The organism is Stenotrophomonas maltophilia (genome assembly GCF_002799155.1).
Classification (GTDB): domain Bacteria; phylum Pseudomonadota; class Gammaproteobacteria; order Xanthomonadales; family Xanthomonadaceae; genus Stenotrophomonas; species Stenotrophomonas maltophilia_R.
In genome coordinates this window covers 1,157,639-1,180,789 of record NZ_NERD01000002.1, presented here as the reverse complement: position 1 = coordinate 1,180,789, position 23,151 = coordinate 1,157,639, and the positions used below count along the sequence as shown (strand labels likewise).

Below are 23,151 nucleotides of genomic sequence, written 5' to 3'. Positions count from 1 at the left end.
GATCTCTGTAGAGCCGGGCCCAGGCTCGGCCCTACAGTGCGGCTGTACTGATCAGGCCTCCTGCAGCCCCGGCCGACCGTGTTCCACCGCATAGCGTTTCCAGCTCTGCAGCGCGCCATTCGGCTGCATCACGGCATCCAGCGTCTTCATGTCGCCGATCCACGCATCGCGGGTGACATCGCACAGCACATAGCCGCGCTTGTCGATGGTCGCCTTCAGGTGCGGACTGTGCCGCAGCTGATTCTGCGCATACGCGTCCACGCCCTGTCCATCGGCGCCCGAGCTGATCGAGGTGGCGAGGAATTCGCTGGAGACCACGCCCGAATCACGATGGTCCTGCACGAGGTCGCTGGCGTAATGCCGGTGCGCGTCGCCACAGGCGGTCACCACGTTGCCGAAGCCGACCTCCTGGATGTGGTCGAGCAGGCGCCGGCGGCTGTCCAGATAACCCGACCACTGGTCATCGGACGACTGCACCGCCCCGTCCTTCTCGCGCATGTAGTTGCCCAGTGCCACCTGGTGGGCGATGGTGTGCCAGCGCGGCGTGGCATCGGCCAGGCCGTCGAACAGCCATCGCTCCTGCTTCGCACCCACAATGCTGCGCGCCGGTGATTCCACTTCCTCACGCAGCGCCATGTTCACCTGCTTGCTGCGGTACTGGCGTGTGTCGAGCAGGTGCAGGTCCATCAGCGTGCCGTAGCGCGCACGCCGGTACATCTGCATGTGGCCATCGCGCGGAAACGCCGATCGTCGCAGTGGCATGTTCTCGTAGTACGCCTGGAAAGCCTGCACGCGGCGCAGCAGGAAGACTTCGCTGGGCGTGTCGTCCTGGTCCTCGGCACCGGCCCAGTTGTTGTCCACTTCATGGTCATCGAAGGTGACGAACCACGGTGCAGACGCATGTGCGGCCTGCAGGTCGGCATCGCTCTTGTACTGGGCGTAGCGGCGGCGGTAGTCGTCCAGCGTGTAGGTCTGCGGCCCGACATGATTGCGCAGGTTGGTGAACGGCTGTCCGTTCATCTTCCGCAGGCCCGGCTGGCTTTCGCCCTCGTAGATGTAGTCACCATAGTGGAAAACGAAATCCAGCGGTTCCTCGGCGATGCGCCGCCACGCGGTGTAGTGGCCCTCTTCGTAGTGTTGGCAGCCCGCTACCGCGAAGCGCACCCGATCCACCGCCGTCGTGGCTGCGGGCAGCGTGCGCGTGCAACCCACCGCACTGGCATGGCCGCCCACCGTGAAGCGATACCAGTAAGGTCGGCCCGGTGCCAGTCCTTCCAGCTCCACGTGCACGGCATGGCCCAGCTCGGGATGCGCCATCGCCGAACCCTGGCGCACCACCCTGCGCATACGCTCGTCCGCAGCCAACTGCCATTCGACCACCATCGGCCGGGTCGGCATGCCACCGCCGAACACCAGCGGTTCGGTCGCCAGCCGTGTCCACAGCACCATGCCATCGGCCGAAGGATCACCCGAGGCCACGCCCAGGGTGAACGGAGAGCTGGCAAACCGCGGCGAGGCCAGCAGGTTGCGCGGGTTCAACGCGGTGGCATCGGCCTGTGCCGCCAGCGCGTGCGCCGTACCCATCCAGGCGCCGGCGGCGGACAGCCCAGCCAGGGCCAGGAATCGCCTGCGATTGATCGTATCCACGGCTGCGTCCTCAGTTATAGATGATGTGGAAGTAGAAGAAGCGGCCGTAGTCGTCGATCTCGGTACGGAAGCGCCCATTGGGGCCAGTGCTGTAGGTCGGCTGGGTGTTGAACAGGTTCTTGGCCTCGTACTTCAGCGTCACGTGCCTGCTGACCTTGTGGCTGAAGGCCATGTTGAAGGTCATGTACGGGTCGTAGTACGAATCCAGCCACTGCGTATCGCCGAAGTCGACCAGCATCCGGCTGCGGTAGGTGCCGGACAGGCGCAGCTGCGCGCTCTTCCACGGCATGCGCCAGATCACCGAACCATTGAGCGACCAGTCCGGCTGGTACAGCAGGCGGTCCAGGCGACGCTCGGTGCCATCACTGATGCGGTAGTTGGTCTGGCCATCCAGCCGCGTGGCATTGAAGTACATGTCGAAGCGCTGGCGGCCCCACTGCAGGTTGCGGTTGGCCACTGCGAACTCGACGCCGCGAAGCCTGGACTCATCGGTGTTCATCGGCTGGGTCACCCGGTAGCGGGTATCACCCACGTTCTCGAAGGTGGTCAGGGTGTAGATGTCGTCCTTGATCACCTTGTCGAACAGCGCGACCGAGACCAGGCCGTTGTTGCCGTTGAAGTACAGGTCCCACGCCAGGTCGATGTTGGTGGAACGGCGCGGCTGCAGATCGGCATTGCCCTGCTTGATGGTGCAGAAGCCCCTGCCCTCCTCGTCATCGCCACAGCTGGTGCTGGTGGCCTGGGCGATGTTGCTCGGCGTCGGCCGGCCCAGCGTGCGGCTGGCGGAGAAGCGCAGGCGCTGGTCCTCGCTCAGCTTGAACGTCGCATTCAATGAGGGCAGCAGGTTGTTGTAGCCACCGCTCGTGTTGCGGAAGGCGGAGGTATACGTAGCGCCGCCATCATCGCTGAATGGGCTGTAGGCATCGAAGCGGGTGTGGTCGTAGCGCAGGCCGCCGATCAGCAGCAGCCTGTCCCAGGCGTAGTGCGCGGAGACGTAGGCATTGGTGATGTCCTCCACGTACTTGTAGTCGCTGGTGAAGTTGGCATTCGGATACGCCGCATTGTTGTTGCCCAGTTCCGGCAGCAGTTCCTCGTTCCACTTGCGGTTGTCGATCAGCGGGAAACCCGGCACGCTGCCCAGCAGGGTCGAACCCGGGTACAGGTAATCGTTCAGCGTCGCGCTGCTCTTGTAGTAGTCGAAGTCGATGTCCTGCCAGATCTTCAGGTGGCGGTATTCCGCACCAGCAGCCAGGCCGAAGCCACGTGCATCGGCATCAATGTTGTAGCTGAAGTCGGCGCGCAGGTTGTCGATGCTCTCCTTGGCATCACGCGGCGAGATATAGGCCTGGGCAGGATTGAGCTTGAACGCCGAGCTGGTCAGCAGGCTGGAATCGGAAACCGCCACCGCATTGGGAAAGCCATGGCTGTCATTCTCGTAGTCGACGAACAGGTTGCTCGGGTAGGCGCGTACCCCCCAGTAGACCTGATTGTTGTGGAAGGTTTCTTCGGTGTGGCCACCGCGCAGGGTCAGCCGCGAGCGATCACCGATATCCCAGTTGAAGCTGGCGATGGCACCGCGGTTGCTGCGGTCCCAGCGGTCGTGCCGGTTCTTGATGTAAATGCTGTTGATCTGGGTGGTGCCGCTGTCCTCGGTCTGGTTGCGGATCGGGAACTTGGCATTGCCGTACAGATCGGTCTTGTTCATCGTCGAGTTCTCATAGAACCGGTACGAGTACAGCAGCAGTGATGCGTAGAACGGATCATCCGATGGCTTCCATTCCAGCTTGGCCGAGCCACCAAAATTGGTGATGAAGTTGGTGTAGGTGCCGGTGCTGAAATTGCCCGGCGCGCGCAGCCCGTTCCAGCCCTTGGCCTCGTCCGGCCCGGTGGTGCCGTCGGTGAGGTACTTGCCGGCGTCGTTGTAGTAGTAGTTCGACTCCACCCAGCGCTTGACGCTGTTGCGCGAACGCTGCTCATAGCGCGCCACCGCAACGATGCCGAAGTCCTGGTCGGCACCGAACTGGTTGGAGAACACCATTTTGGCGCTCTTGCCGAAGTGACCCAGGGTCTCGTGGTTCCCACCGGCGCTGCGCTCGACATTGGTTTCGGCCGTGGAGTAGATGCCGGCCACATCGGCGAACACATACTTGCCGGAACGGTCGAAGGCGCTGCGGCTGATGATGTCGATCACACCGCCGATCGCGTCCGGCGCCTGTTCTGCACTGAAGCTCTTGTAGATGTCAGTACGGGTACCGATATCGCTGGGAATCAGCTGCAGGTTGTTCATGCGCTCACCCGAGCCACTGCCACCCACGCTGGCAATCGCAATGCCATCAATCGTGGTGTAGTTGAGGTTGGCCTGCACGCCACGCACGGTCACGTAACGGGGCTCGCCGGCATCTTCCACCGCACTCAGGCCCGGCGCGGCCATCAGGCTTTCGGCCAGGGTTTCGTCGCCGTAGCTGTCCATTTCGTCATAGATCACCGAATCCTTGATCACCGGCGAAGTCTTCTTCTGGTCGATCACCTCGTGCGCGGCGATCACCTTCACCGTGCCCAGGGTCGGCGCAACCACTGCCTCGGCCTCGCGCGGCTTCGGCGCGACCGGCTTCGGTTCGTTGCGTGCGGGCGCCGGATCGATGGCGATGACGTTGCCGTCAACCACGGTGTAGCCCAGTCCAGTCCCTGCCAGCAGTGCGTCAAGCGCCTGCTTGACGGTCGCACCACGCGGCACCGCCCCGGCCATGTGCGCTTCACCGCTGCCCGAATACAGGAACTGCACGCCGGAGCTGCGCGACAACTGCTCCAGCGCACGCGACAGGGGCTGTGCTGCGATCGGCGCCGATACGCGGGCCTCCAGGCCATCGGCAGTGGCCGCGGACGCCAGCGGAACGGCGCAGGGAGACAGAGCGAGGAGGATCGACAGGTAGAGCGTGTTGCGCATCACGGGTCCTTGGAAGAGAGAAGGCAGCAGGTGCCACTGCGCGGATCGGCAGCGGCTTCTTCCAAGTAAGAGCCCGCTTCCACCGAAGTGGAGAATGCGGATTCGATGAATCTTTTCTGACAGTGCACGGCCACGTCGCCCTCAGCGACTGCCAACCCGCACCGTGTCGCCTTCGCGACGGACGACAAAGCGTGGATCGCGTTCGAGGAAGGCCTGCAGCGCGCCGATGCGATGCGCATCCAGGCTGCCGGACAGCCGCGCCGACGCCGCACCTTCATCCAGCACCCGCACCTGCACCTGGTTGTGCCGGTTGAAGGCGGCGGCCACCTCATCCAGCCGCTCGTCCAGGAAGGACACCTTGCGTTGCTGCCAGTCCAGCAGCATCGACAACGGCACATCCAGCGTCTCCACGGCCTGACTTCGCGCGTCGACCTGTACCACCCGGCCTTCGCCCAGTTGCGCAAGGCGCCGGGCGCCCTCGCCCTGGCTCCATACCTCCACCTCGCCGGAGACCACGCCGATGCGCGTCCCCTGCAGCCGTCGGGACACGTCGAACACCGTGCCGATGTCGCGGATCTCCAGCCCGTTCACCTGCACGTTGAACGGCCGTCGGTCGCGTGCAATGTCGAACGAGGCCTCGCCCTGGAGCAGCTCCACCCTGCGGCTGAACCAGCCCATGCGTACCCGCAGCCGGCTGTCCGCGTTGAGCCGCACCTGGGTCTGGTCGGGCAGCACCAGCACACGCAGTTCACCATGGTTGGCGCTGTACAGCTGGTCGGTGGGCATCAGCTGCGGAACCAGGCCCACGCCAAGCAGTGCAACACTGGCGACGGCAGCCGCCACCCACCAGCGCGCGTGGCGACGACGCGGCGCAGCGCGCGGCGCGGCCTGTGCGCTACCGAACAGGGGCACCACCTTGGCGGCAGCCTGCCGTGGCAGCAGCGGCGCCTCTTCCGGCAATGGCGGTTGCAGCGCCTCACCGACCTGCCGATGCAGCGCGAGGGCGTGCATGTACGCGCGCACGTGTTCCGGCGAGCGCTTCATCCAGTCCAGGAATGCACCCCGCTCGGCCTCGCCCAGCATTCCGTCGCGATTGCGCAGGAACCAGTCCATGGCCTCGCAGGCGATCATGTCGTCGACCACGGGGGATGGGTTCCGGTTCATGTGTGCTCCCTGGCGCCAAGCGCCTTCCTGCACGCCTCCAGCCCCTTGCCGATGTGCTTGCGCACCATGTGCACCGACACCTGCAGCTGCTGGCTGATTGCGGGGCAGTCCAGCCCGTCGCGGTAGTGCAGCTCCATCACCCGCCGCGTGGCCGTCGGCATCCGTGCGATGGTGGCGCGGATATCGTTCCAGCGCTGCGCGCGCTCGAATGCACCTTCGATGTCTTCTTCGCTTTTCAGCACTTCGGCCAGAAGGTCGACGTCCTCCAGCGGCGGCAGGGACGAACGCGAGCGTGCATGCTCCCGTGCAAGATTGGCCGCGACCGTGAACAGGTAGGCCTCGGGGTTCTCGATCGCTGCGGCATTCTCGCCGGTGGCCCGCAGCAACCGCAGGTAAACCTCCTGCGCGAGGTCCTCGGCATCTTCGCTGGCAGAACCGCGGCGCAGGAAGAAGCCACGGAGCAGCCGCCGCCGCAGCGCATAGCCCTTCTCCCAGATCCTCACGCTGTTCACGGCCGGCCAACCACCCCGAGGCTGGAAAGCCCTGCAGGGTGACGGCCATCGATGACAGTGGCGTTTCAACAGCCCACAGGCAGCGGCTAGAATGCCGCCCCTGCCTTGTCCCGGCAGCCGGCACAAGGAGCGCCCCGCAATGAACGCCCGCACCGCCATCAATACCCTCAGCAGCCTGATGTTCCTGCTGCTGGTCGCCCACACCACCGCCTACCAGCAGCAGATGTGGCCACCCAGCCGGGTCGTCCACGTGCATCCGGTGGTCGTCGCCCTCGCCTACGCGCTGGGCCTGCTCACCCTGCTGCTGTGGATCGGAGGACGCCGCTTGCCGGAACGCTGCCAGCAGCTCTCGGGCTGGCTGCCGATCGTGGCCTGGTGCCTGCTGGGCGTCGGCGTGGCGGTCATCCCGATGTTCTTCCCGGGCCTGTCCCCGGCCTGATCAGCGGCCGCACGCAGCACGCCCGCCCATGATACGGCGCGCCGTGCCAACCCTTGCTTGCCAGAGACCCAAGCCGGGCCCGCCTATCGAAGGCACAGGGCCGGGCCTACGCTTGTCTCCTCGGTGACTACGACGGTCGCCCTTCGCGTCACGGCTCCGCCGTTGCGACCCCGCTCCAGTGCTGTGCGTCCTGCCGGTGTTGTCGCCCAGGCCGAAGTCCAACTGGCGCTTTCTGGAGACAGCCATGAATCAAGCCCTCATTCCCTTCGATACCGACCCACTGGAAACACAGGAGTGGCGCGAGTCGCTGGAGGCGGTGATGCAGGCCGGCGGTCGACCGCGTGCGCATTACCTGATCGACCAGCTGAGCGAACTGGACGCGCAGCAGCACGGCGACCTGCATGCGCGCGCGTGGACCGCCTATGTCAACACCATTCCACCCGAGCGCCAGCCGGCCTATCCGGGTAACCTGGCCATCGAGCACCGCTTGAACGCGATGATCCGCTGGAATGCGATGGTGATGGTGCTGCGTGCTGGCAAGCAGTCCAACGTGGGCGGCCACATCGCCACCTACCAATCGGCGGCAGTGCTGTACGACGTGGGTTTCGATCATTTCTTCCGAGGCCGCACCGACGCCTTCGACGGCGACATGATCTACATCCAGGGTCATTCAGCGCCAGGCATCTACGGACGCGCCTATGTGGAAGGCCGCATCGATCCTGCGCGGATGGACAACTTCCGCCGCGAAGCCGGCCGCGAAGGCCTGTCTTCGTATCCGCACCCTCGCTTGATGCCGGAGTTCTGGCAGTTCCCCACCGTGTCGATGGGGCTGGGGCCGCTGACCGCCGCCTACCAGGCGCGCTACATGCGTTACCTCGAGTACCGCGGTCTGAAAGAACACCAGGGCCGCCGGGTCTGGGCCTTCCTCGGCGACGGTGAGATGGACCAGCCCGAATCGCTGGCGGCGATCTCGCTGGCCGGGCGCGAGCGGCTGGACAACATCGTATTCGTGGTCAATTGCAACCTGCAGCGCCTGGACGGTCCGGTGCGCGGCAATGCCAAGGTCATCCAGGAACTGGAAGGCACCTTCCGCGCGGCCGGCTGGAACGTGATCAAGCTGATCTGGGGCAGCGGCTGGGACGACCTGCTGGCCCGCGACCACAGCGGCCTGCTACGCCAGCGCATGATGGAATGCGTGGATGGCGACTACCAGACCTTCAAGTCGCAGAGCGGCGCCTACGTGCGCGAACACTTCTTCGGCCGTTACCCCGAGTTGCTGGAGCTGGTCGCGCACATGAGCGACGACGACATCTGGGCGCTGGCACGTGGTGGCCACGATCCGCAGAAGGTGTACGCCGCCTACCAGCAGGCGGTGAACACCAGCGGCCGGCCGACAGTGATCCTGGCCAAGACGGTCAAGGGCTTCGGCATGGGCGAAGCCGGCGAAGGCCAGAACATCAACCACCAGCTGAAGAAGATGAGCACCGATGCAGTGCGCGCCTTCCGCGACCGCTTCAACCTGCCGGTCAGCGACGACCTGCTGGAGGAAATGCCCTATCTGCGCCCGGAACCCGGCAGCGCCGAGGCCGCCTACTTCGCCGAACGCCGCCGCATCCAGGGCGGGCAGTTGCCCGCGCGCCTGGCCAGGGTCGATCCGCTGCCGCTGCCACCGCTGTCGATCTTCAATACCCAACTTCAGGGCAGTGGTGATCGTGGCCAGTCCACCACCATGGGCTTCGTGCGCATCCTCACCAGCCTGCTGAAGGACCCGGAGCTGGGCAAGCTGGTGATTCCGATCGTGCCTGATGAATCGCGCACCTTCGGCATGGAAGGCCTGTTCCGCCAGATCGGCATCCATTCGTACCTGGGCCAGCTGTACACCCCGCAGGATGCCGGCCAGCTGAGCTATTACAAGGAAGCCAAGGACGGCCAGATCCTGCAGGAGGGCATCAACGAATCCGGTGCGATCTGCTCGTGGATCGCCGCCGGCACCGCCTACAGCAACCACGGCCTGGCGACGATTCCGTTCTACATCTTCTACTCGATGTTCGGCCTGCAGCGCGTGGGTGACCTTGCCTGGGCTGCAGCCGATGCACGTACCCGCGGCTTCCTGCTCGGTGCTACCTCCGGCCGCACCACGCTGATGGGCGAAGGCCTGCAGCACGATGATGGCCACAGCCACGTGCTGTCGTCGGTGATCCCGAGCTGCGTGTCCTACGACCCGACCTACAACTACGAGCTGGCAGTGATCATCCACGACGGCCTGCGCCGCATGTACGTCGACCAGGAAGACATCTACTACTACATCACCGTACTCAACGAGAACTACCCGCAGCCGGCACTGCCCGAAGGCGTCGAGGCCGGCATACTGAAGGGCATGTACCTGCTGCATCCGGCAGCCGCCGATGCCGCCTCGCAGCCACGCGTGCAGCTGATGGGCAGTGGCTCGATCCTGCGCGAAGTGGAAGCCGCAGCCGAACTTCTGCGGCAGGACTTCGGCGTCGCCAGCGATGTATGGAGCGCGACCAGCCTGACCGAACTGCGCCGCGAGGGCCTGGCCGCCGAGCGCTGGAACCTGCTGCATCCAGCCGCGGAACCGCGTGTGCCGTACGTGCAACAGTGCCTGCGGGGCCACCAAGGGCCTGTGGTGGTGGCCACCGACTACATGAAGATCGTCGGCGACCAGATCCGTCCCTTCATCAACGACCGCCGCTTCACCGCGTTGGGCACCGATGGCTTCGGCCGTTCCGACACGCGTGAGTCGCTGCGCACGTTCTTCGAAGTGGACCGCCACTTCATCGTGCTGGCGGCCCTGAAGTCGCTGGCCGACGAAGGGCGCATCGAGCGCTCGCGGATGCAGGAGGCGATCGACAAGTACGGCATCGACACCGGCAAGCGCGATCCGGCCGCGGTGTAAGGCTGCTGCGTTCACCACGCCCGTTCTGCGGGCGTGGTGCCGGCGGCAACGCTAGGGCATCCGCTTGAACAGATTGGTCTGCAGGATCGGCGTACCGTCGTGGCCGTAGAACGCCTTGGTCTCGGTCATCGTCGTACGGTCGGCCGCCACGGTATAGATGCGGGTGGAGGCCGGCGTACCGTGGTCCACCAGCTGCATCACCAGCGTGTTCGGCGCCGGCAGTTTCAGGTTGGCCTTGTCTGCGCCATAGGTGCCGGACAATGGCCCCGGCGTGCCATCCAGCGCCAGCGTGCCGTCGGACTTCATGGTCTTGCCATCGTGCAGGACGATGTCCACATGTGAACTCCAACGCCCCGCACCGGCGTCCTTGAACTCGAGCACCACCTGCTTCGGGCGTTGCGCCTCTGGCAGCGCGGACGTGGCGATATCCAGCGACCAGCGCCCCAGCAGCGGTGAGGGCGAAGCCTCTACTGCCAGTGCCGGAACAGCGGGTAGCGAAAGCGCAGACAACAACACAGCGGACAACAGTTTCATACGTTGCTCCGTTCCAGTGAAGAAAGCGCTGCGTGACGCGTTGCCGGGCGCAGCAAGGCGAATGCTGCGCGCCCACGGCCTGTGGTGCAAGCCACTTGCTGAATGGCCGACCACGCGCCATGTCAGGCCCCTGTCACACACGGGCAGTAGAACGATCCCAAATCTCCGGCAATCCTTCCCCCACACGGCGTTGAACGCGCAGCCCTCGCTGCGGCATCTTTATGCCGCCGGCCACTTCGCCCGCACTCTGGCCTGGTCGTTCGTGGACCTCGCGCTGGGCTTCTACCTGCACGCCCGGCTCGGACTGTCGGCTGCCCACACCGGCCAGCTGCTGGCGATCTCCTTGGCCTACAGCAGTGTTCTGGACCTGCTGCTGGCCGCCATGTTCACACGCCTGCGCAACCAGCATCGCCTCGCATTGCGCCTGCAGCTGATCGGCGGCCTTGGCACCGCCGCCAGTGCCTGCCTGCTGTTCAGCCCAGGTCCTGCAAACGGGTCCGCCTTCCTGCCGTTGCTGGCCGCGTCGTTGCTGTTCCGCACCTGTTATGCGGTCTACGACGTGGCCCAGAACGCGCTGACGTCATTGCTGCCCCGCGACGAAGACGAGGCCATGCGCTATGTCTCCACCCGCGCTGTGGTGGTGCCGATCTCCAAGCTATGCATCGCCGCAGCACTGTTCGGGGTGGTCGGCGCACCTGCCTCCCCAGGCAGCAGTGGCAACGAGTTGCTGATCGGCATGATCATCGGCGTCCTGATTACCTGCGCCGCGCTTCCCCTCGCCTGCGTTTCCACGCCCTCACGGCTCTCCGCAGCCAGGATGCCCGTTACCGGCGCCCTGCCCCTGCCGGCACTGCTGCCGGTTCTGCTGGCCGCAGCGGCAGAGACGGCGCTGGTTGGCCTGGCCGGGCGTCTGTTTCCCTTTGCCGACCAGGGCGCGACGCTGACCTTCGCCATGGTGGCAGGCATGGTGGTCGCGCCCTGGCTCTGCCTTCGCCTGCATTCTTCGCTACACAGCGAGACAGGAATGATCGCGTTGATGTCGGTGCTGGCCGTCGCTGCTGTCGGCGGATACCAGGCCAAGCCCTCCCTGCCTGTAGCAATTGCATGTGCTTCCGCCCATGGAGCCGCTGTGGCCAGCGTCGGCCTGGTGCTGTGGCGGCGGACCGCGCTGATCGCCCGTCGCCATGCCGCCCGCAGCGGACGCGAGGATGACCTGAGCTGTTTTGCCCTGCTCACTGGAACCATGAAACTGTCCATCGCCGCCTCCTCATTGCTGCTGGGCCAACTGCTGCCCGGCATACAGGCCGGTGATCCGGGCACAGCCGCCGCACTGATCGCGCTGGTCGCCGTCGGCAGCCTGCTGGCGCTGGCCGCATTGGCCTGGCCAAGCGCGCTGCCCCGTAGCGAGGGCCTGCAGCCATGAGCCTGGCTCCCACATCGCGGTTGCGCCGCAAACCGCTGATCGCGCTGGATGCCGACCACAAGCGCATCATCTGGCTGTTGCGCACGATGGGTGCGGTTCCCCGCATCACCATCGCCCACCAGCTGGGCATGCACAACGGCGCGTTGACCCGCCTCGCGCGCGAACTGTTGATGCTTGAGGTAATCGAGGAACAGGGTCAACTGTCCGACGGCCAACGTGGGCGTCCCTCGGTGCCACTGGCGCTGTCCGGACGGGGTGGCTATGCCGCCGGTGCCACGGTGCATCCCGGTTGGCTGGAGATCGCGCTGGTGGATTTCGCCGGCCAGGTCATCGCCCGTGACGCCACCGCATTCGACAGCGCAGATCCCCGCGATTTCGTCCATCGCGTGGACCAGCGCCTGCGCAGCCTCACCAGCAGCACCGGACTGATGCGCGCCCGCTTCCTGGGCCTCGGCGTGGCCGTTCCTGGGCCTGTGGTCGACACCGGTCCGGCACGCCGGCACGCGGTGGACTGGCTGCATGGCTGGCGCGATATCGACAACGACCAGTTCTTCGAAGACTACTTCGGCTTCCCGGTCTGGGTGGAGAACGATGCGACCCTGGCGGCGTTGGCGGAGTACTACGACAGCGGGCTGATCCGCGACTGCGCGTCGGCGCTGCTGCTGTATGTCGGTCACGGCGTCGGCGGTGGCGTGATCCATCGGCGCGATGTGATGCGCGGTGAATTCGGCAATGCCGGCGACATCGGCCGCCTGTTCCGCATGGACGCACCGCGCCCCTCGGGCATCGACCTGCTGGGCACCCTGCGCGACGCCGGCGCCGGGATTCCTTCGCTGTTCGAGCTGGAGGCCTGCCTGGAAAGCCATGCCGGCATCATCAGTGCCTGGGCCGAACGCGCCGGAAATCAGCTGGGCGCAGCGGCCAATACGGGCGTCGCCTGGCTCGATCCGGGTGCCGTGATCCTGTCCGGTTCACTGCCCCGCCAGGTGCTTGACGCCTTGGGGCAATACCTGCGGCAGCCGGCACGCTGGAGCAGTGCGCTGGACAGCCTGCGCCTGCCGCAGGTGCATGTGTCACGACTGGGAGGGTCTGCGGTATCGGTGGGCGCGGCCCTGCTGCCCATCCACCAGCTGGGTGCCGATGCCATCGTTTAATTGTTTATTTCCGCCGAAGTAAACAATTCCGTCATCGCCCGGACCTACCGTGCAGCGGGTCCCCCTTCCCTGCATGGTCGCCCTCCGATGAACGTCAACCCCTTGGTCCTGGGTATCTCCCTGGCCTTGATCTCCCTGCATGGCATCGCTTCCGCCCAGGACGCGCCGGTCCAGAGCAAGGACAGCACCGACGCCGCAACGCTGGATGCGGTGGTGGTCACCGGAGCGGCACGCACCCAGCGTCGCTTCGATGCGTCCTTCGCCGTCAATTCACTCAGCCGCGAAGACGTGCAGAAGCTCGCGCCGAAAAGCTACGCCGATCTGCTCGGCTCAGTGCCGGGCATCCATGTGGAAGCCACCGGGGGCGAGGTCCAGAACATCACCCGGCTGCGCGGCATTCCCACCGATCGCGGCTTCATCGCCTTCCAGCAGGATGGCCTGCCGCTCTACCAGGAGTTGGATGGCCACTTCTTCAATTCCGGCGACGGCATGAACCGTTTCGACGTGATGAACCAGCGGGTGGAGATCGTACGCGGTGGCCCGGCGCCGATCTATGCGAGCAGCGGCGGCGCCATCGTCAACAACATCCTGGCCGAGGGCTCCGAAGAGACCCACGGCAAAGCCCAGCTGACGATCGGCGATACCGGCCTGTACCGCGGCGAGGCGTACCAGTCGGGCGCGCTCGGCAAGGACACCTTCTATGCCGTCGGTGGCTTCCTGCGCCAGCATGACGGCTACCGCGACAACGGCTTCCCGAACGACAAGGGCGGGCAGATCCGCGGCAACATCAAGCACTACTTCGACGACACCAGCTGGTTCAAGGTCAGCGGTACCTTCGTCGATGATCACAATACGTTCTACCTGCCGATTCCGGTCGCCGACCCGCGCAATCCCAGCGTTCCGCTGGATCCCTACATCGACTACTTCGACGGCACCCTGAACTCGCCATCGCTGCGCAGCGTAAACCTCAAGTACCTCGATGGAGGCGGTGTCCTGCAGGGCATGAACCGCGATCTGGCCGACGGCCGCCACATGCGCTTCGGCAACATCGGCTTCCAGTACGAGAACACCGCCAGCGAGTGGACCCTGTCCCTGAAATCCGGCTACACCAAGGGCCGCAATACCTTCGACGCACTGTACTCGACCACCAACCCGGTCGACGCACGCAGCTTCGCCAACAGCTATCTGGGCGCGGCCCGCAGCGCCTTCGGCGCCGGTGTCGCGCGGATGGGCTACGCCCTGGCCGGCAGCAACGGCGCCAACGCCTACGATCCCTACGCCGACTCCGGCCTGGTGGTCTCGGCCCAGTACCGGGCAGCGGATTCGGACTTCTACTCCGGCCAGGCCGACTTCAGTGCGACACGGCTGTTTGAAACGGCCTGGGGCAGCCACGATCTGAACATCGGTGCATACACCGCCTTCTTCGGCACCACGTCCTTCAGCCTGTACCAGGACATGCTGATGGAGATGCGCGGCAAGCCACGCCTGCTGGATCTGGTGGCCTACGGCAATGATGGCACCCCGCTGGGCTATGTCACCGACAAGGGCACACTGCGTTACACCACCACCCTGAATCGCGGCAAGGTCGATGCCCGCATGTTCGCGGTGTATGCCAATGACACCTGGGCACTGACGGACCGCTTCAAGCTCGACGCCGGTATCCGCCATGAGCGCTACCGCTATGAAGGCTATGCAGAGCAGACCGCCCAGGTCGACCTCGGCGATCGCGGCACACTCGCCGACAACACCACGCGCCGGTTCACCGGCGTCGTCCAGAACCATCGCCTGGATCCGTCCGCCACCAACTGGACGGTCGGTGCGAACTTCGACTTCACCCCTTCGGTGGGTGCCTATGCCCGCGTGTCGCACATGGAGATCGTTCCCAACTCGTCGGTGGCACGCTCGATCGATCCCACCATCGTGCAGACCCAGCTGGACCAGTATGAGCTGGGCCTGAAGGCTGGTTTCGGCCGGTCCTATCTCTACCTGACCGCGTTCTACACGAAGTTCGATCCACTCAATGCCTCGTTCGTGGCGTTCAACCCAACCACCGGCCGCAATGACCAGTCGGTGCCCTTCATCGGCACCGCCGTCTCCAAGGGCATCGAACTGGACGGCCTGTTCCGGCCGCTGGACTGGTTCAGCATCGCCGGCTCGATCACGGTCAGCGATCCGCAGTACGACAGCCTGCAAAATGATTCCGGCGCCGATCCGGCCGCGGTCAACGGCAAGCAGATCGTTCGCGAGCCCAAGCTCTACGGCAACCTCCGCCCGACCTTCAGCTTCCAGCACGGCCAGGACCAGTTCGAGACCTGGCTGCGCTACGACGTGGTCGGCAAGTCCTATGTCGATCTGTTCAACCAGACCGCACTGCCTGCCTACCAGACCCTGGGCCTGGGCGTTTCATGGAAGCGCGGCAACTGGGGCGCACAGCTGGTGGGCGACAACCTGACCAATGAAAAGGGACTCACCGAAGGCAACACCCGCACCGATGCCCTGGCGGGCCAGGGTTCGGCCGAGGCAATCTATGGACGGCCGCTGTTTGGCCGCAACGTCCGCCTGATGGTCAGCAGGAGCTGGTGATGCATCGAAGATTGAGCTTGTCGCTCGCCCTGCTGGCGACTGCCATGCTGCCGATTGTGGCAGCCGCCGACGACCGCGACAGCGCTGCACTGGCCGGACGCTTGTTCCCGACCCTTGTACAGCTGAAGCACGACGCACTGCCCGCGCCTGCGCGCGCCCTGATGGTCGAACGCGCGCAGCACATGACCGGCTGCCGGACCGCGGCCTGCACACTCGACGCGGCACGTTGGACGCCGGCGCAGGCCGATCTGCTGGCCGCCACGGTTCCGACGCGTGCCGAGGCGATCACGCGGGAGCTGGCGGGCCTCAACAACGTCCTCTCCGTTTACGGCCATGGACAGCGGCCCCGCTACGACGCCATCGACGGCCCGATCGGCACGGCAGGCAGCACGCGCCTGGCGACCGATGTAGCCATTGCCATGCAGATGAGCGAGGTCGACGCCAGCGCGGCCTACACCGCATTCGATCGCAGCATCGCGGTGGCGGTGGGCCTGCTCGATGCCAATGACCGCCTCGATGCGATCCGCTTCGAGCCCATCAACGCGGGAATGAACGCCGTACCGTTTGCGCGTGCGCGGCAGCTCGAATGGAATGCCCATCCCTACACGTCGATCATCGTACTTGGGCAGGGCCCGGACGAACTGACCACCCCGCTCAGCGCTGGCAGCAAGCTGCGCCTGAAGGCGGCCGCGCAGCGCTACGCGGCAGGCGATGCGCCATTCATCATCGTCTCCGGTGGCGCCGTGCATCCACGCGGCACCCGTAGCGTCGAAGCGGTGCAGATGCGCGAAGCGCTGATCGCGCGCTTCGGCGTTCCCGCAGATGCGATCATCATCGAGCCGTATGCGCGCCACACCACCACCAACCTGCGCAACGCGGCCCGGCTGCTGGCCGCGCTGCAGGCGCCGCCGCAGCAACCGGCGCTGGTCGTCAGCAGTCCATCGCATATCGATTCAGTCGCCAGCAGCGGATTCGGTGACCGCAACCGCCGTGAGCTGGGCTACGTTCCCGGCAAGGTCGGTTCACGCATCTCACCTTACGCGATCACTTTCGTGCCAGCGCCCGAATCACTTCGCATCGACCCGATGGATCCACTGGATCCCTGAACGCACCGATGCAGCTTCAGCAACCGACCTTCAGCGTGAACATCACGTTTCGCGGCGCGCCGTACCAGCCCTGGTTGTAGAAGCCGATCTGCGAGTAGTAGTGGCGGTCAAACAGGTTGTTGATGTTGACCGCCGCCGACACGTTGGAACTGAGCGGATAGAGCGCCATCCGGCCCGTGCAGTCCAGATAGCTCGCCAACAGCGGGAAGCCGCTGCCGCTACCCAGGCCGTCGAGGTCGGCAAGGGCGGGGCTGTGCATGTGCGCTCGTGAAGAATCCCGTATGAGAGCCGCTTTCATATCCGGCTCTTCCATATCCGGCTCTTCGGCAAGGCCCAATCCACCCTTGTCGACTCGAATCGTTACGTTATAACATTACACATCAACGTCACGAATCGAGTCATGCGTCGCCATCTCCTTGCTGCAGCCATTCTGCTCGCCGTCCACACCGCCCAGGCCGCGGACGAACCCACCCTCCCCACCCTGCAGGTCCAGGCCACGCAGCCTTCCCGCATCGACAACCGGGTCACCCTCGACAATCCGCAGACGCAGAACCGCACCCTCGGCCAGCTGCTCGAACACGTCTCCGGCGTGCAAAGCACCGCCTTCGGCCCGAACGCGGGCGCTCCGGTCATCCGCAGCCTGAGCGGCAACCGCGTGCAGGTCCTGCAGGACGGCCAGTCGATTCTGGGCATGAACGCGATCAGCGGCGACATCAACATTCCGTTCGATCCGCTGTTCGTGCGCAGCGTCGCCGTCAACAAATCCTCCGACACCGTGCGCTTTGGCGGCAACGCGATCGGCGGCAGCGTGGAGATCGACTCGGGCCTGATCTCGCGCAGCATGGAAGACAAGGACCAGTCGATGGAACTGGTCCTGCGCAAGGGCTTCAACGCCGCCGACGCGCAGGGCTTCCGCATGAACTTCAACAACCAGCGCAATCTATCCACCAACCTGCAGGTCTCGCGCCAGCGCATCTCGCACTACGACATTCCCGGCAACAGCAAGGCCAGTGTCTGCAACAGCGGGCTGTTCCCGGTCGGCGGTGGCGTCAATTCGGCGCTGGCCGACAGCTGCCAGAAGGAAGCACGCGTCCAGCAGCTCTACAACAAGGCCTCGCAGCCGTACATCGACCAGTTCATGACCGAAAACCCGGACTGGGCCGACGGCGATTTCTCGTTCTACACCAACAATCCCACCTCGGTCTGGCAGCGCCGCACCTACATCAATCCGGTCAACCCGGCCTATGTTGCCGGCACGCCGTCATACATACAGAAGCAGATCAACAACGATGTCACCCCCGACTATCACCACCGGTTGGGCAACAGTTACGCGCGCAATTCGCAGGTGGCGTTCGGGTCGACCCTGTTCTTCGACCGCGGTTACGTGGGTGTCAGCATCGATGCCAAGGACAGCGAGTACGGCGTGCCGGGGTTCTCGATGCAGAACCTGTCGTTCGGTTCCAACTACGCCAACGCATTGCCGGCGGGCGTGGTGATCAAGCAGGAACGCTACGCACTGGAAGCCCTGTTGCGCGATCCGCTGCCGCTGTTCGAGCGCGCCGAACTGCGTGTCTCCAAGCTCGACAACACCTCGGGCGAACGGCTGGGTGCCACCCGGGCCAACGACTACGATTTCGAGAGCACCCAGGCCGAGCTGCTGCTCAGCCACCAGCGCGTTGGCCCGCTCAGCGGCCTGCTCGGCTTCAGCCATCAGTCGCGCGATGTCACCGGCAGCGGCTCGCTGCGCTACCTGCCTGATGTCGACACCCGCAGCAACGCGGTGTTCCTGAAGGAAACACTGGACTTCGGCTGGGCCAGTTTCGACGCTGGCGTGCGCCACGAGCGCGTTGACCATGATCTGCAACCCAGCCGCTTCAAGACCGCGCGCAATGCCGCCAACACAAAACTGCAGGACCGCAACTACCGGCTCAACAGCTACAGCCTGGGATCGTATGTCGAGCTCGGTCCATTGTTCGCCGCCAAGGTGCGCTACTCGTCCTCGCAGCGCGCACCGGAAATCAACGAGCTGTATGCCAGCAATGCGCACTATTCGGTGATGACCCAGGAAGAAGGCAACCAGAACCTGGAGCCGGAGCGCGCGAAGAACCTGGAACTGACCGGACTGTTCCACCTCGGTGGTTTCGAGCTGTCCGCCACCGCGTACCAGATGCGGTACGAGAACTACCTCTACCTCGGCTACTCCGGACTGCAGACCGCCAATCGCCTGCCGCTGAAGTACTGGAAGCAGACCGACACCACGGTGAAGGGCTTCGAGATCGACGCGTCGCAGGTAGTGGACCTTGGCCGCTACGGCACGTTGAACGTCTCCGCCTTCGCCGACCTGGTGAAGAACAAGGCCGACCACCCCGATTCGTTGCGCGCCCACAACGATGGCGAGTACCTGCCGAACATGCCGACCAACCGCTATGGCGCCAACCTGCGGTGGCAGCGCGAAGGCTGGAAGGCGCAGCTGTCGAGCACCTACTACGACACGCAGAAGTACCTCGGCCGCAACGTCAGCGAGGAAGTACCGCTGGATGCGTTCAACCTGGTCGACCTGCAGGTCAGCCGTGAGCTACCGGTACGCAACAGCTACATCGCCGGCATGGAGGTGTTCGTCAACGGCAGCAATCTGCTCAATGAAGAAGCACGCCCGCACAACTCGCCGCTGAAGTACATCGCGCCGCTGCCGGGGCGGGGCTTCCAGGTAGGGGTGACGGTGAAGCTCTGAGCAGAGCCGATTCGGCCGCCATCCAGCGATCAACGATCGCTGGATGGCACGCCGGGATCCTGCAGAAGCGCAAAGAAAAACGCCTGCAGATCGAGGATCTGCAGGCGCTTCTTTGTATCTGGCGGAGTGAGAGGGATTCGAACCCTCGATAGAGCTTTTGACCCTATACTCCCTTAGCAGGGGAGCCCCTTCGGCCACTCGGGCATCACTCCGGGGTTTTCTCCGCGCCTAGTGCGTTGCACCTCAGCGGGGCGTGAATCATAACGTTAATCGGGTGCGAAGGTAAAGCGTTATTCGGCAGAATTTTCGCTACCGGTGCCACCGGCTTCATCACCACGCTGGATGCGCTGGTAGATCTCTTCGCGATGCACAGCGACGTCCTTCGGCGCAGTGATGCCGATACGCACCTGGTTACCCTTGACGCCAAGCACGGTGACGCTCACCGAGTCACCGATCATCAGGGTTTCGCCGACGCGGCGAGTCAGGATCAACATTTTTGTAAGTCTCCATGGAACCGTGTGGAAGGGTATCCCCCACCGGCTTGACGCTCCGTCAAGAAGCGCTACCACGACAAAGGGAAAAGATTCGCAATGGTACCGTCAGCCGTCCCGCTCCTACAAGGAGGGGGACGGCAGGGTTCATCACAGGCGGGGGCTGACCCATTCGACGACTGCAGCCAGCGCAGTAGCAAGGGCGGGCCCGTCCTCGCCACCACCCTGGGCGAGGTCCGGGCGTCCGCCGCCCTTGCCCCCGATCTGACCGGCGATATGGGACAACAGTTCCCCGGCCTTGACCTTGCCCATTGCGCTGCCGTTCACACCGGCGACCAAGGCGGCCTTGCCGTCCTGGGCGCCGGCCAGCACGATCACCGCGTCGCCCAGCTGCTGCTTCAGGCGGTCCATGGCATCACGCAGGGCCTTGGCGTCGAAGCCCTCCAGGCGCGCGGCCAGCACCTTCACACCGGCGACCTCGACGGCCTGGCCGGACAGGTCGGCCGTGGCACCGGCGGCGACCTTGGCCTTCACGGCCTCCAGTTCGCGCTCCAGCTGCTTCTGCCGCTGGCCGAGCGCACGGATCTTCTCGACCACGTCGGCAGCGCTGCCGCCGAGCAGGTCGGCGGCTTCGGCCAGGCGGGCCTCTTCGGCGTCCACGTAGTCCAGGGCGCCCTGGCCGGTGACGGCCTCAATGCGGCGCACGCCGGCGGAAACACCGCCCTCGGAGGTGATCTTGAACAGGCCGATATCGCCGGTACGGCTGACGTGGGTGCCACCGCACAGCTCGGTGGAGTAGTCACCCATCTTCAGCACGCGCACATGCTCGCCGTACTTCTCGCCGAACAGGGCCATCGCGCCGAAGTCCAGCGCTTCCTGCATGCCCATGGTGTGCACTTCGGCGGCATTGTTGGCGCGCACCTGCTGGTTGACCTTGCGTTCGATCACGGCCAGCTCTTCGGCGCTGATCGGCTGGAAGTGCGAGAAGTCGAAGCGCAGGCGGTCCGGAGCGACCAGCGAACCCTTCTGCTGCACATGGGTGCCCAGCACTTCGCGCAGCGCGGCGTGCAGCAGGTGGGTTGCCGAATGGTTGAGGATGGTGGCGCCACGGCGCTCGCCATCAACCTGGCCGGACAGCACGTCGCCGACCTTCAGGCCGCCTTCGGACAGGGTGCCGACGTGGCCATGGAACTGGCCGGCGAACTTCTGGGTGTCTTCCACCGCCAGGCGCACGCCGTTGCCGGTCAGAACGCCGGTGTCGCCGACCTGGCCACCGGATTCGGCGTAGAACGGAGTCTGGTTGGTGATGACGATGACCGCATCACCCGCATCGGCCGACTGCACTGGACGACCGTCCTTGAGCAGGGCCAGCACGCTCAGTCCGTCGGCCTGCAGGCGGTCATAGCCCAGGAACACGGTCGGGCTGAGGGTGGCCACCAGCTCGGCCGGCAGGGTCACGCCGCCGCCGAACTTGCCCGCGGCGCGTGCGGTCTCGCGCTGCTGTTCCATCGCGGCATCGAAGCCGGCGATGTCGACCGTCAGCTCGCGCTCGCGGGCGATGTCCTGGGTCAGGTCGAGTGGGAAGCCATAGGTGTCGTAGAGGCGGAAGGCGTCAACGCCTGGGATCACGCCATCGTTGGCCTTGCCGGCCACGTCCTCGAAGATCTTCATGCCCGCATCGAGGGTTTCAGCGAAGCGCTCTTCCTCGGCCTGCAGCGCACGGGTCACGGTGTCCACCGCCGCCGGAAGTTCCGGATAGGCCTCACCCATCTGCTCGACCAGCGTCGGCACCAGCTTGCTGAAGAACGGCTGGCGCACGCCCAGCATCCAGCCATGGCGCAGGGCACGGCGGATGATACGGCGCAGCACGTAGCCGCGGCCTTCATTGGACGGCAGCACGCCATCGACGATCAGGAACGAGCAGGCACGGATGTGATCGGCAATCACGCGCAGCGATTTGTTTTCCAGGTCAGCAGTACCGGTCAGCTCGGAAGCCTTGCGGATCAGTGCCTGGAACAGGTCGATTTCGTAGTTGGTATGCACGTGCTGCAGGATCGCCGCCAGGCGCTCCAGGCCCATGCCGGTATCCACGCAGGGTGCCGGCAGCGGCACCAGGGTGCCGTCGGGCTGTCGATCGAACTGCATGAACACCAGGTTCCAGATTTCGATGAAGCGGTCGCCGTCTTCATCCGGGGAGCCCGGGGGGCCACCAGCGATATGGTCGCCGTGATCATAGAAGATCTCGGTGCACGGGCCGCACGGGCCGGTGTCGGCCATCTGCCAGAAGTTGTCCGAGGCGAACGGTGCGCCCTTGTTGTCGCCGATGCGCACGATACGCTCTTCCGGCACGCCGACCATGTCGCGCCACAGCGCGTAGGCTTCGTCGTCGGTCTGGTAGACGGTCACCAGCAGGCGCTCGGCCGGCAGTTTCCAGACCTGGGTCAGCAGCTCCCAGGCCCAGGCGATCGCGTCCTTCTTGAAGTAATCGCCGAACGACCAGTTGCCCAGCATTTCGAAGAAGGTGTGGTGGCGTGCGGTGTAGCCGACCTGGTCAAGGTCGTTGTGCTTGCCGCCCGCGCGCAGGCAGCGCTGCACGTCGGCCGCGCGCACATAGCTGCGCTTCTCCGCACCAAGGAACACGTCCTTGAACTGCACCATGCCGGAGTTGGTGAACAGCAGGGTCGGATCATTGCCCGGCACCAGCGGCGCCGACGGCACGATGGTGTGGCCTTTGCCCTTGAAGAATTCAAGGAAGTCGCTGCGGATCTGGGAAGTCGTGAATTTGGCGGATGCGTTCATTGGGGGCTGGCAGTCTGCGGGCCGACGGACCCGGGGACCACCGGCCGCGTTGGCCAGGGTCCACGAGGGACCGCCGAAAACCTAAAGGGTATCAGGCCCGGCGCCGCCAGTCTCAGTCATCCGGGTCGTAGCGGGTCGCACGGCGGATACTGTCACCGTCAAAGCCCCGCCGGGCCAGCAGATCGGCGGCCTTGCGCCGCTGCGTCAGGTCCTGCGGGCCGGCCTCGCCGAAGCGGCGGCGAACCAGATCACGGGCATTTTCCTGCCAGTCGCCTTCGTAGCTGTCCATCGCTGCCGCAATCGCGGCGCTGTCCAGGCCATGGGTACCCAGCTCGGCACGGACATGGATCGGGCCATAGCCGGTGTTGGCGCGCATCCGGACCAGGTTCTCGGCAAATCGGGTGTCGTCCTGCCAGCCGGCTTCGGTCAGCTTGTCGACAGCGGCCTGCGCGGCTTCATCTTCGATGCCACGGGCGGTCAGCTTACGGGCGAGTTCCTTGCGCGAGTGCTCGCGGCGGACCAGCAGGCCCAGTGCCCGTTGCACGGGCGTCTGCTCACGCGGCCGGCGCTTGCGGCCGGTGGGAATGTCGTCAGCGTCAGACATCGGTACTCCAAGGGTGGCGCCATCCATGGCGCCCTGCCCATCCCTGGGCGATTCGAACCTGCGGGACAGGGCGACGTCACTGACGGCGCCGCCCTGCCCCACA

Annotated in this window: 16 protein-coding genes and 1 tRNA gene; 7 read left to right on the top strand and 10 right to left on the bottom strand. The window is 65.2% G+C overall.

The window, feature by feature from the left end:
• Nucleotides 1-51: 51 nt before the first annotated feature.
• The 4 genes from B9Y82_RS06060 to B9Y82_RS06045 all read right to left on the bottom strand — a co-directional run bounded on the left by B9Y82_RS06060 (nucleotide 52) and on the right by B9Y82_RS06045 (nucleotide 6,267).
• Nucleotides 52-1,647, bottom strand: a complete 1,596-nt coding sequence (locus tag B9Y82_RS06060; RefSeq protein ID WP_100471935.1) for an alkaline phosphatase D family protein — start codon at nucleotides 1,645-1,647, stop codon at nucleotides 52-54.
• A gap of 10 nt (nucleotides 1,648-1,657) precedes the next feature.
• Nucleotides 1,658-4,591: a TonB-dependent receptor gene (locus tag B9Y82_RS06055; RefSeq protein ID WP_100471934.1), complete on the bottom strand. Its 2,934-nt coding sequence runs from the start codon at nucleotides 4,589-4,591 to the stop codon at nucleotides 1,658-1,660.
• A gap of 141 nt (nucleotides 4,592-4,732) precedes the next feature.
• Nucleotides 4,733-5,755 (bottom strand): FecR family protein, encoded by a 1,023-nt coding sequence (locus B9Y82_RS06050; RefSeq protein WP_100471933.1) that lies wholly within the window; start codon nucleotides 5,753-5,755, stop codon nucleotides 4,733-4,735.
• The gene (locus tag B9Y82_RS06045; protein WP_100471932.1) at nucleotides 5,752-6,267 is read right to left on the bottom strand and encodes an RNA polymerase sigma factor; all 516 of its coding nucleotides are present in this window, start codon (nucleotides 6,265-6,267) and stop codon (nucleotides 5,752-5,754) included. Before B9Y82_RS06045 ends, B9Y82_RS06050 begins: the two co-directional genes overlap by 4 nt.
• 139 nt (nucleotides 6,268-6,406) lie before the next feature.
• On the opposite strand from B9Y82_RS06045, the gene B9Y82_RS06040 reads away from it, so the two are divergent.
• Complete coding sequence (locus tag B9Y82_RS06040) at nucleotides 6,407-6,706, top strand: hypothetical protein (protein WP_100471931.1); 300 nt, start codon at nucleotides 6,407-6,409, stop codon at nucleotides 6,704-6,706.
• 244 nt (nucleotides 6,707-6,950) lie between these two features.
• Entirely contained in the window at nucleotides 6,951-9,623 is a 2,673-nt protein-coding gene (gene aceE / locus B9Y82_RS06035; RefSeq protein WP_100471930.1) for a pyruvate dehydrogenase (acetyl-transferring), homodimeric type, read from the top strand.
• A gap of 51 nt (nucleotides 9,624-9,674) precedes the next feature.
• Here the strand turns inward: aceE and B9Y82_RS06030 are convergent, their stop codons facing one another.
• Nucleotides 9,675-10,157 carry a LuxR family transcriptional regulator gene (locus B9Y82_RS06030; RefSeq protein WP_100471929.1) on the bottom strand — a complete coding sequence of 161 codons (483 nt, stop codon included), beginning with the start codon at nucleotides 10,155-10,157 and terminating at the stop codon, nucleotides 9,675-9,677.
• 61 nt (nucleotides 10,158-10,218) lie between these two features.
• Here B9Y82_RS06030 and B9Y82_RS06025 point away from each other — a divergent pair, with 61 nt between their 5' ends.
• The 4 genes from B9Y82_RS06025 (at nucleotide 10,219) to B9Y82_RS06010 (ending at nucleotide 16,423) form a co-directional block, all read left to right on the top strand.
• Nucleotides 10,219-11,580 (top strand): MFS transporter, encoded by a 1,362-nt coding sequence (locus tag B9Y82_RS06025; RefSeq protein ID WP_238381545.1) that lies wholly within the window; start codon nucleotides 10,219-10,221, stop codon nucleotides 11,578-11,580.
• Entirely contained in the window at nucleotides 11,577-12,734 is a 1,158-nt protein-coding gene (locus B9Y82_RS06020) for an ROK family protein (protein WP_100471927.1), read from the top strand. The genes B9Y82_RS06025 and B9Y82_RS06020 overlap by 4 nt, the downstream gene beginning before the upstream one ends.
• 87 nt (nucleotides 12,735-12,821) lie before the next feature.
• The gene (locus B9Y82_RS06015) at nucleotides 12,822-15,317 is read left to right on the top strand and encodes a TonB-dependent receptor (protein WP_100471926.1); all 2,496 of its coding nucleotides are present in this window, start codon (nucleotides 12,822-12,824) and stop codon (nucleotides 15,315-15,317) included.
• 11 nt (nucleotides 15,318-15,328) lie between these two features.
• Nucleotides 15,329-16,423: a YdcF family protein gene (locus B9Y82_RS06010; protein WP_238381544.1), complete on the top strand. Its 1,095-nt coding sequence runs from the start codon at nucleotides 15,329-15,331 to the stop codon at nucleotides 16,421-16,423.
• Nucleotides 16,424-16,439: 16 nt separating this feature from the next.
• On the opposite strand, the gene B9Y82_RS20825 is transcribed toward B9Y82_RS06010, so the two are convergent.
• A complete protein-coding gene (locus B9Y82_RS20825; RefSeq protein WP_100471924.1) occupies nucleotides 16,440-16,682 on the bottom strand; it encodes a TonB-dependent receptor in 243 nt (80 codons plus the stop codon).
• 141 nt (nucleotides 16,683-16,823) lie between these two features.
• Between B9Y82_RS20825 and B9Y82_RS06000 the strand changes: the two genes are divergently transcribed.
• Nucleotides 16,824-19,154 (top strand): TonB-dependent receptor, encoded by a 2,331-nt coding sequence (locus B9Y82_RS06000; RefSeq protein ID WP_100471923.1) that lies wholly within the window; start codon nucleotides 16,824-16,826, stop codon nucleotides 19,152-19,154.
• A gap of 119 nt (nucleotides 19,155-19,273) precedes the next feature.
• Here B9Y82_RS06000 and B9Y82_RS05995 read toward each other — a convergent pair.
• From B9Y82_RS05995 to recX, 4 genes are all read right to left on the bottom strand, one after another.
• A tRNA-Ser gene (locus tag B9Y82_RS05995) sits at nucleotides 19,274-19,366 on the bottom strand.
• Between the two features lie 78 nt (nucleotides 19,367-19,444).
• Entirely contained in the window at nucleotides 19,445-19,648 is a 204-nt protein-coding gene (gene csrA, locus B9Y82_RS05990) for a carbon storage regulator CsrA (protein WP_004152909.1), read from the bottom strand.
• Between the two features lie 147 nt (nucleotides 19,649-19,795).
• Nucleotides 19,796-22,444, bottom strand: coding sequence for an alanine--tRNA ligase (gene alaS, locus B9Y82_RS05985; protein WP_100471922.1), 2,649 nt, complete (start codon nucleotides 22,442-22,444; stop codon nucleotides 19,796-19,798).
• A 112-nt stretch (nucleotides 22,445-22,556) separates the two neighbouring features.
• Entirely contained in the window at nucleotides 22,557-23,048 is a 492-nt protein-coding gene (gene recX / locus B9Y82_RS05980; protein ID WP_100471921.1) for a recombination regulator RecX, read from the bottom strand.
• Nucleotides 23,049-23,151: the final 103 nt, after the last annotated feature.

Excerpts from the sequence above, each read along its gene's own strand:
- B9Y82_RS06055 (WP_100471934.1), bottom strand. The coding sequence starts at position 4,591 with ATGCGCAACACGCTCTACCTGTCGATCCTCCTCGCTCTGTCTCCCTGC.
- B9Y82_RS06050 (WP_100471933.1), bottom strand. The coding sequence starts at position 5,755 with ATGAACCGGAACCCATCCCCCGTGGTCGACGACATGATCGCCTGCGAG.
- B9Y82_RS06040 (WP_100471931.1), top strand. The coding sequence starts at position 6,407 with ATGAACGCCCGCACCGCCATCAATACCCTCAGCAGCCTGATGTTCCTG.
- aceE (WP_100471930.1), top strand. The coding sequence starts at position 6,951 with ATGAATCAAGCCCTCATTCCCTTCGATACCGACCCACTGGAAACACAG.
- B9Y82_RS06030 (WP_100471929.1), bottom strand. The coding sequence starts at position 10,157 with ATGAAACTGTTGTCCGCTGTGTTGTTGTCTGCGCTTTCGCTACCCGCT.
- B9Y82_RS06025 (WP_238381545.1), top strand. The coding sequence starts at position 10,219 with ATGCTGCGCGCCCACGGCCTGTGGTGCAAGCCACTTGCTGAATGGCCG.
- B9Y82_RS06020 (WP_100471927.1), top strand. The coding sequence starts at position 11,577 with ATGAGCCTGGCTCCCACATCGCGGTTGCGCCGCAAACCGCTGATCGCG.
- B9Y82_RS06015 (WP_100471926.1), top strand. The coding sequence starts at position 12,822 with ATGAACGTCAACCCCTTGGTCCTGGGTATCTCCCTGGCCTTGATCTCC.
- B9Y82_RS20825 (WP_100471924.1), bottom strand. The coding sequence starts at position 16,682 with ATGCACAGCCCCGCCCTTGCCGACCTCGACGGCCTGGGTAGCGGCAGC.
- B9Y82_RS06000 (WP_100471923.1), top strand. The coding sequence starts at position 16,824 with ATGCGTCGCCATCTCCTTGCTGCAGCCATTCTGCTCGCCGTCCACACC.
- csrA (WP_004152909.1), bottom strand. The coding sequence starts at position 19,648 with ATGTTGATCCTGACTCGCCGCGTCGGCGAAACCCTGATGATCGGTGAC.
- alaS (WP_100471922.1), bottom strand. The coding sequence starts at position 22,444 with ATGAACGCATCCGCCAAATTCACGACTTCCCAGATCCGCAGCGACTTC.
- recX (WP_100471921.1), bottom strand. The coding sequence starts at position 23,048 with ATGTCTGACGCTGACGACATTCCCACCGGCCGCAAGCGCCGGCCGCGT.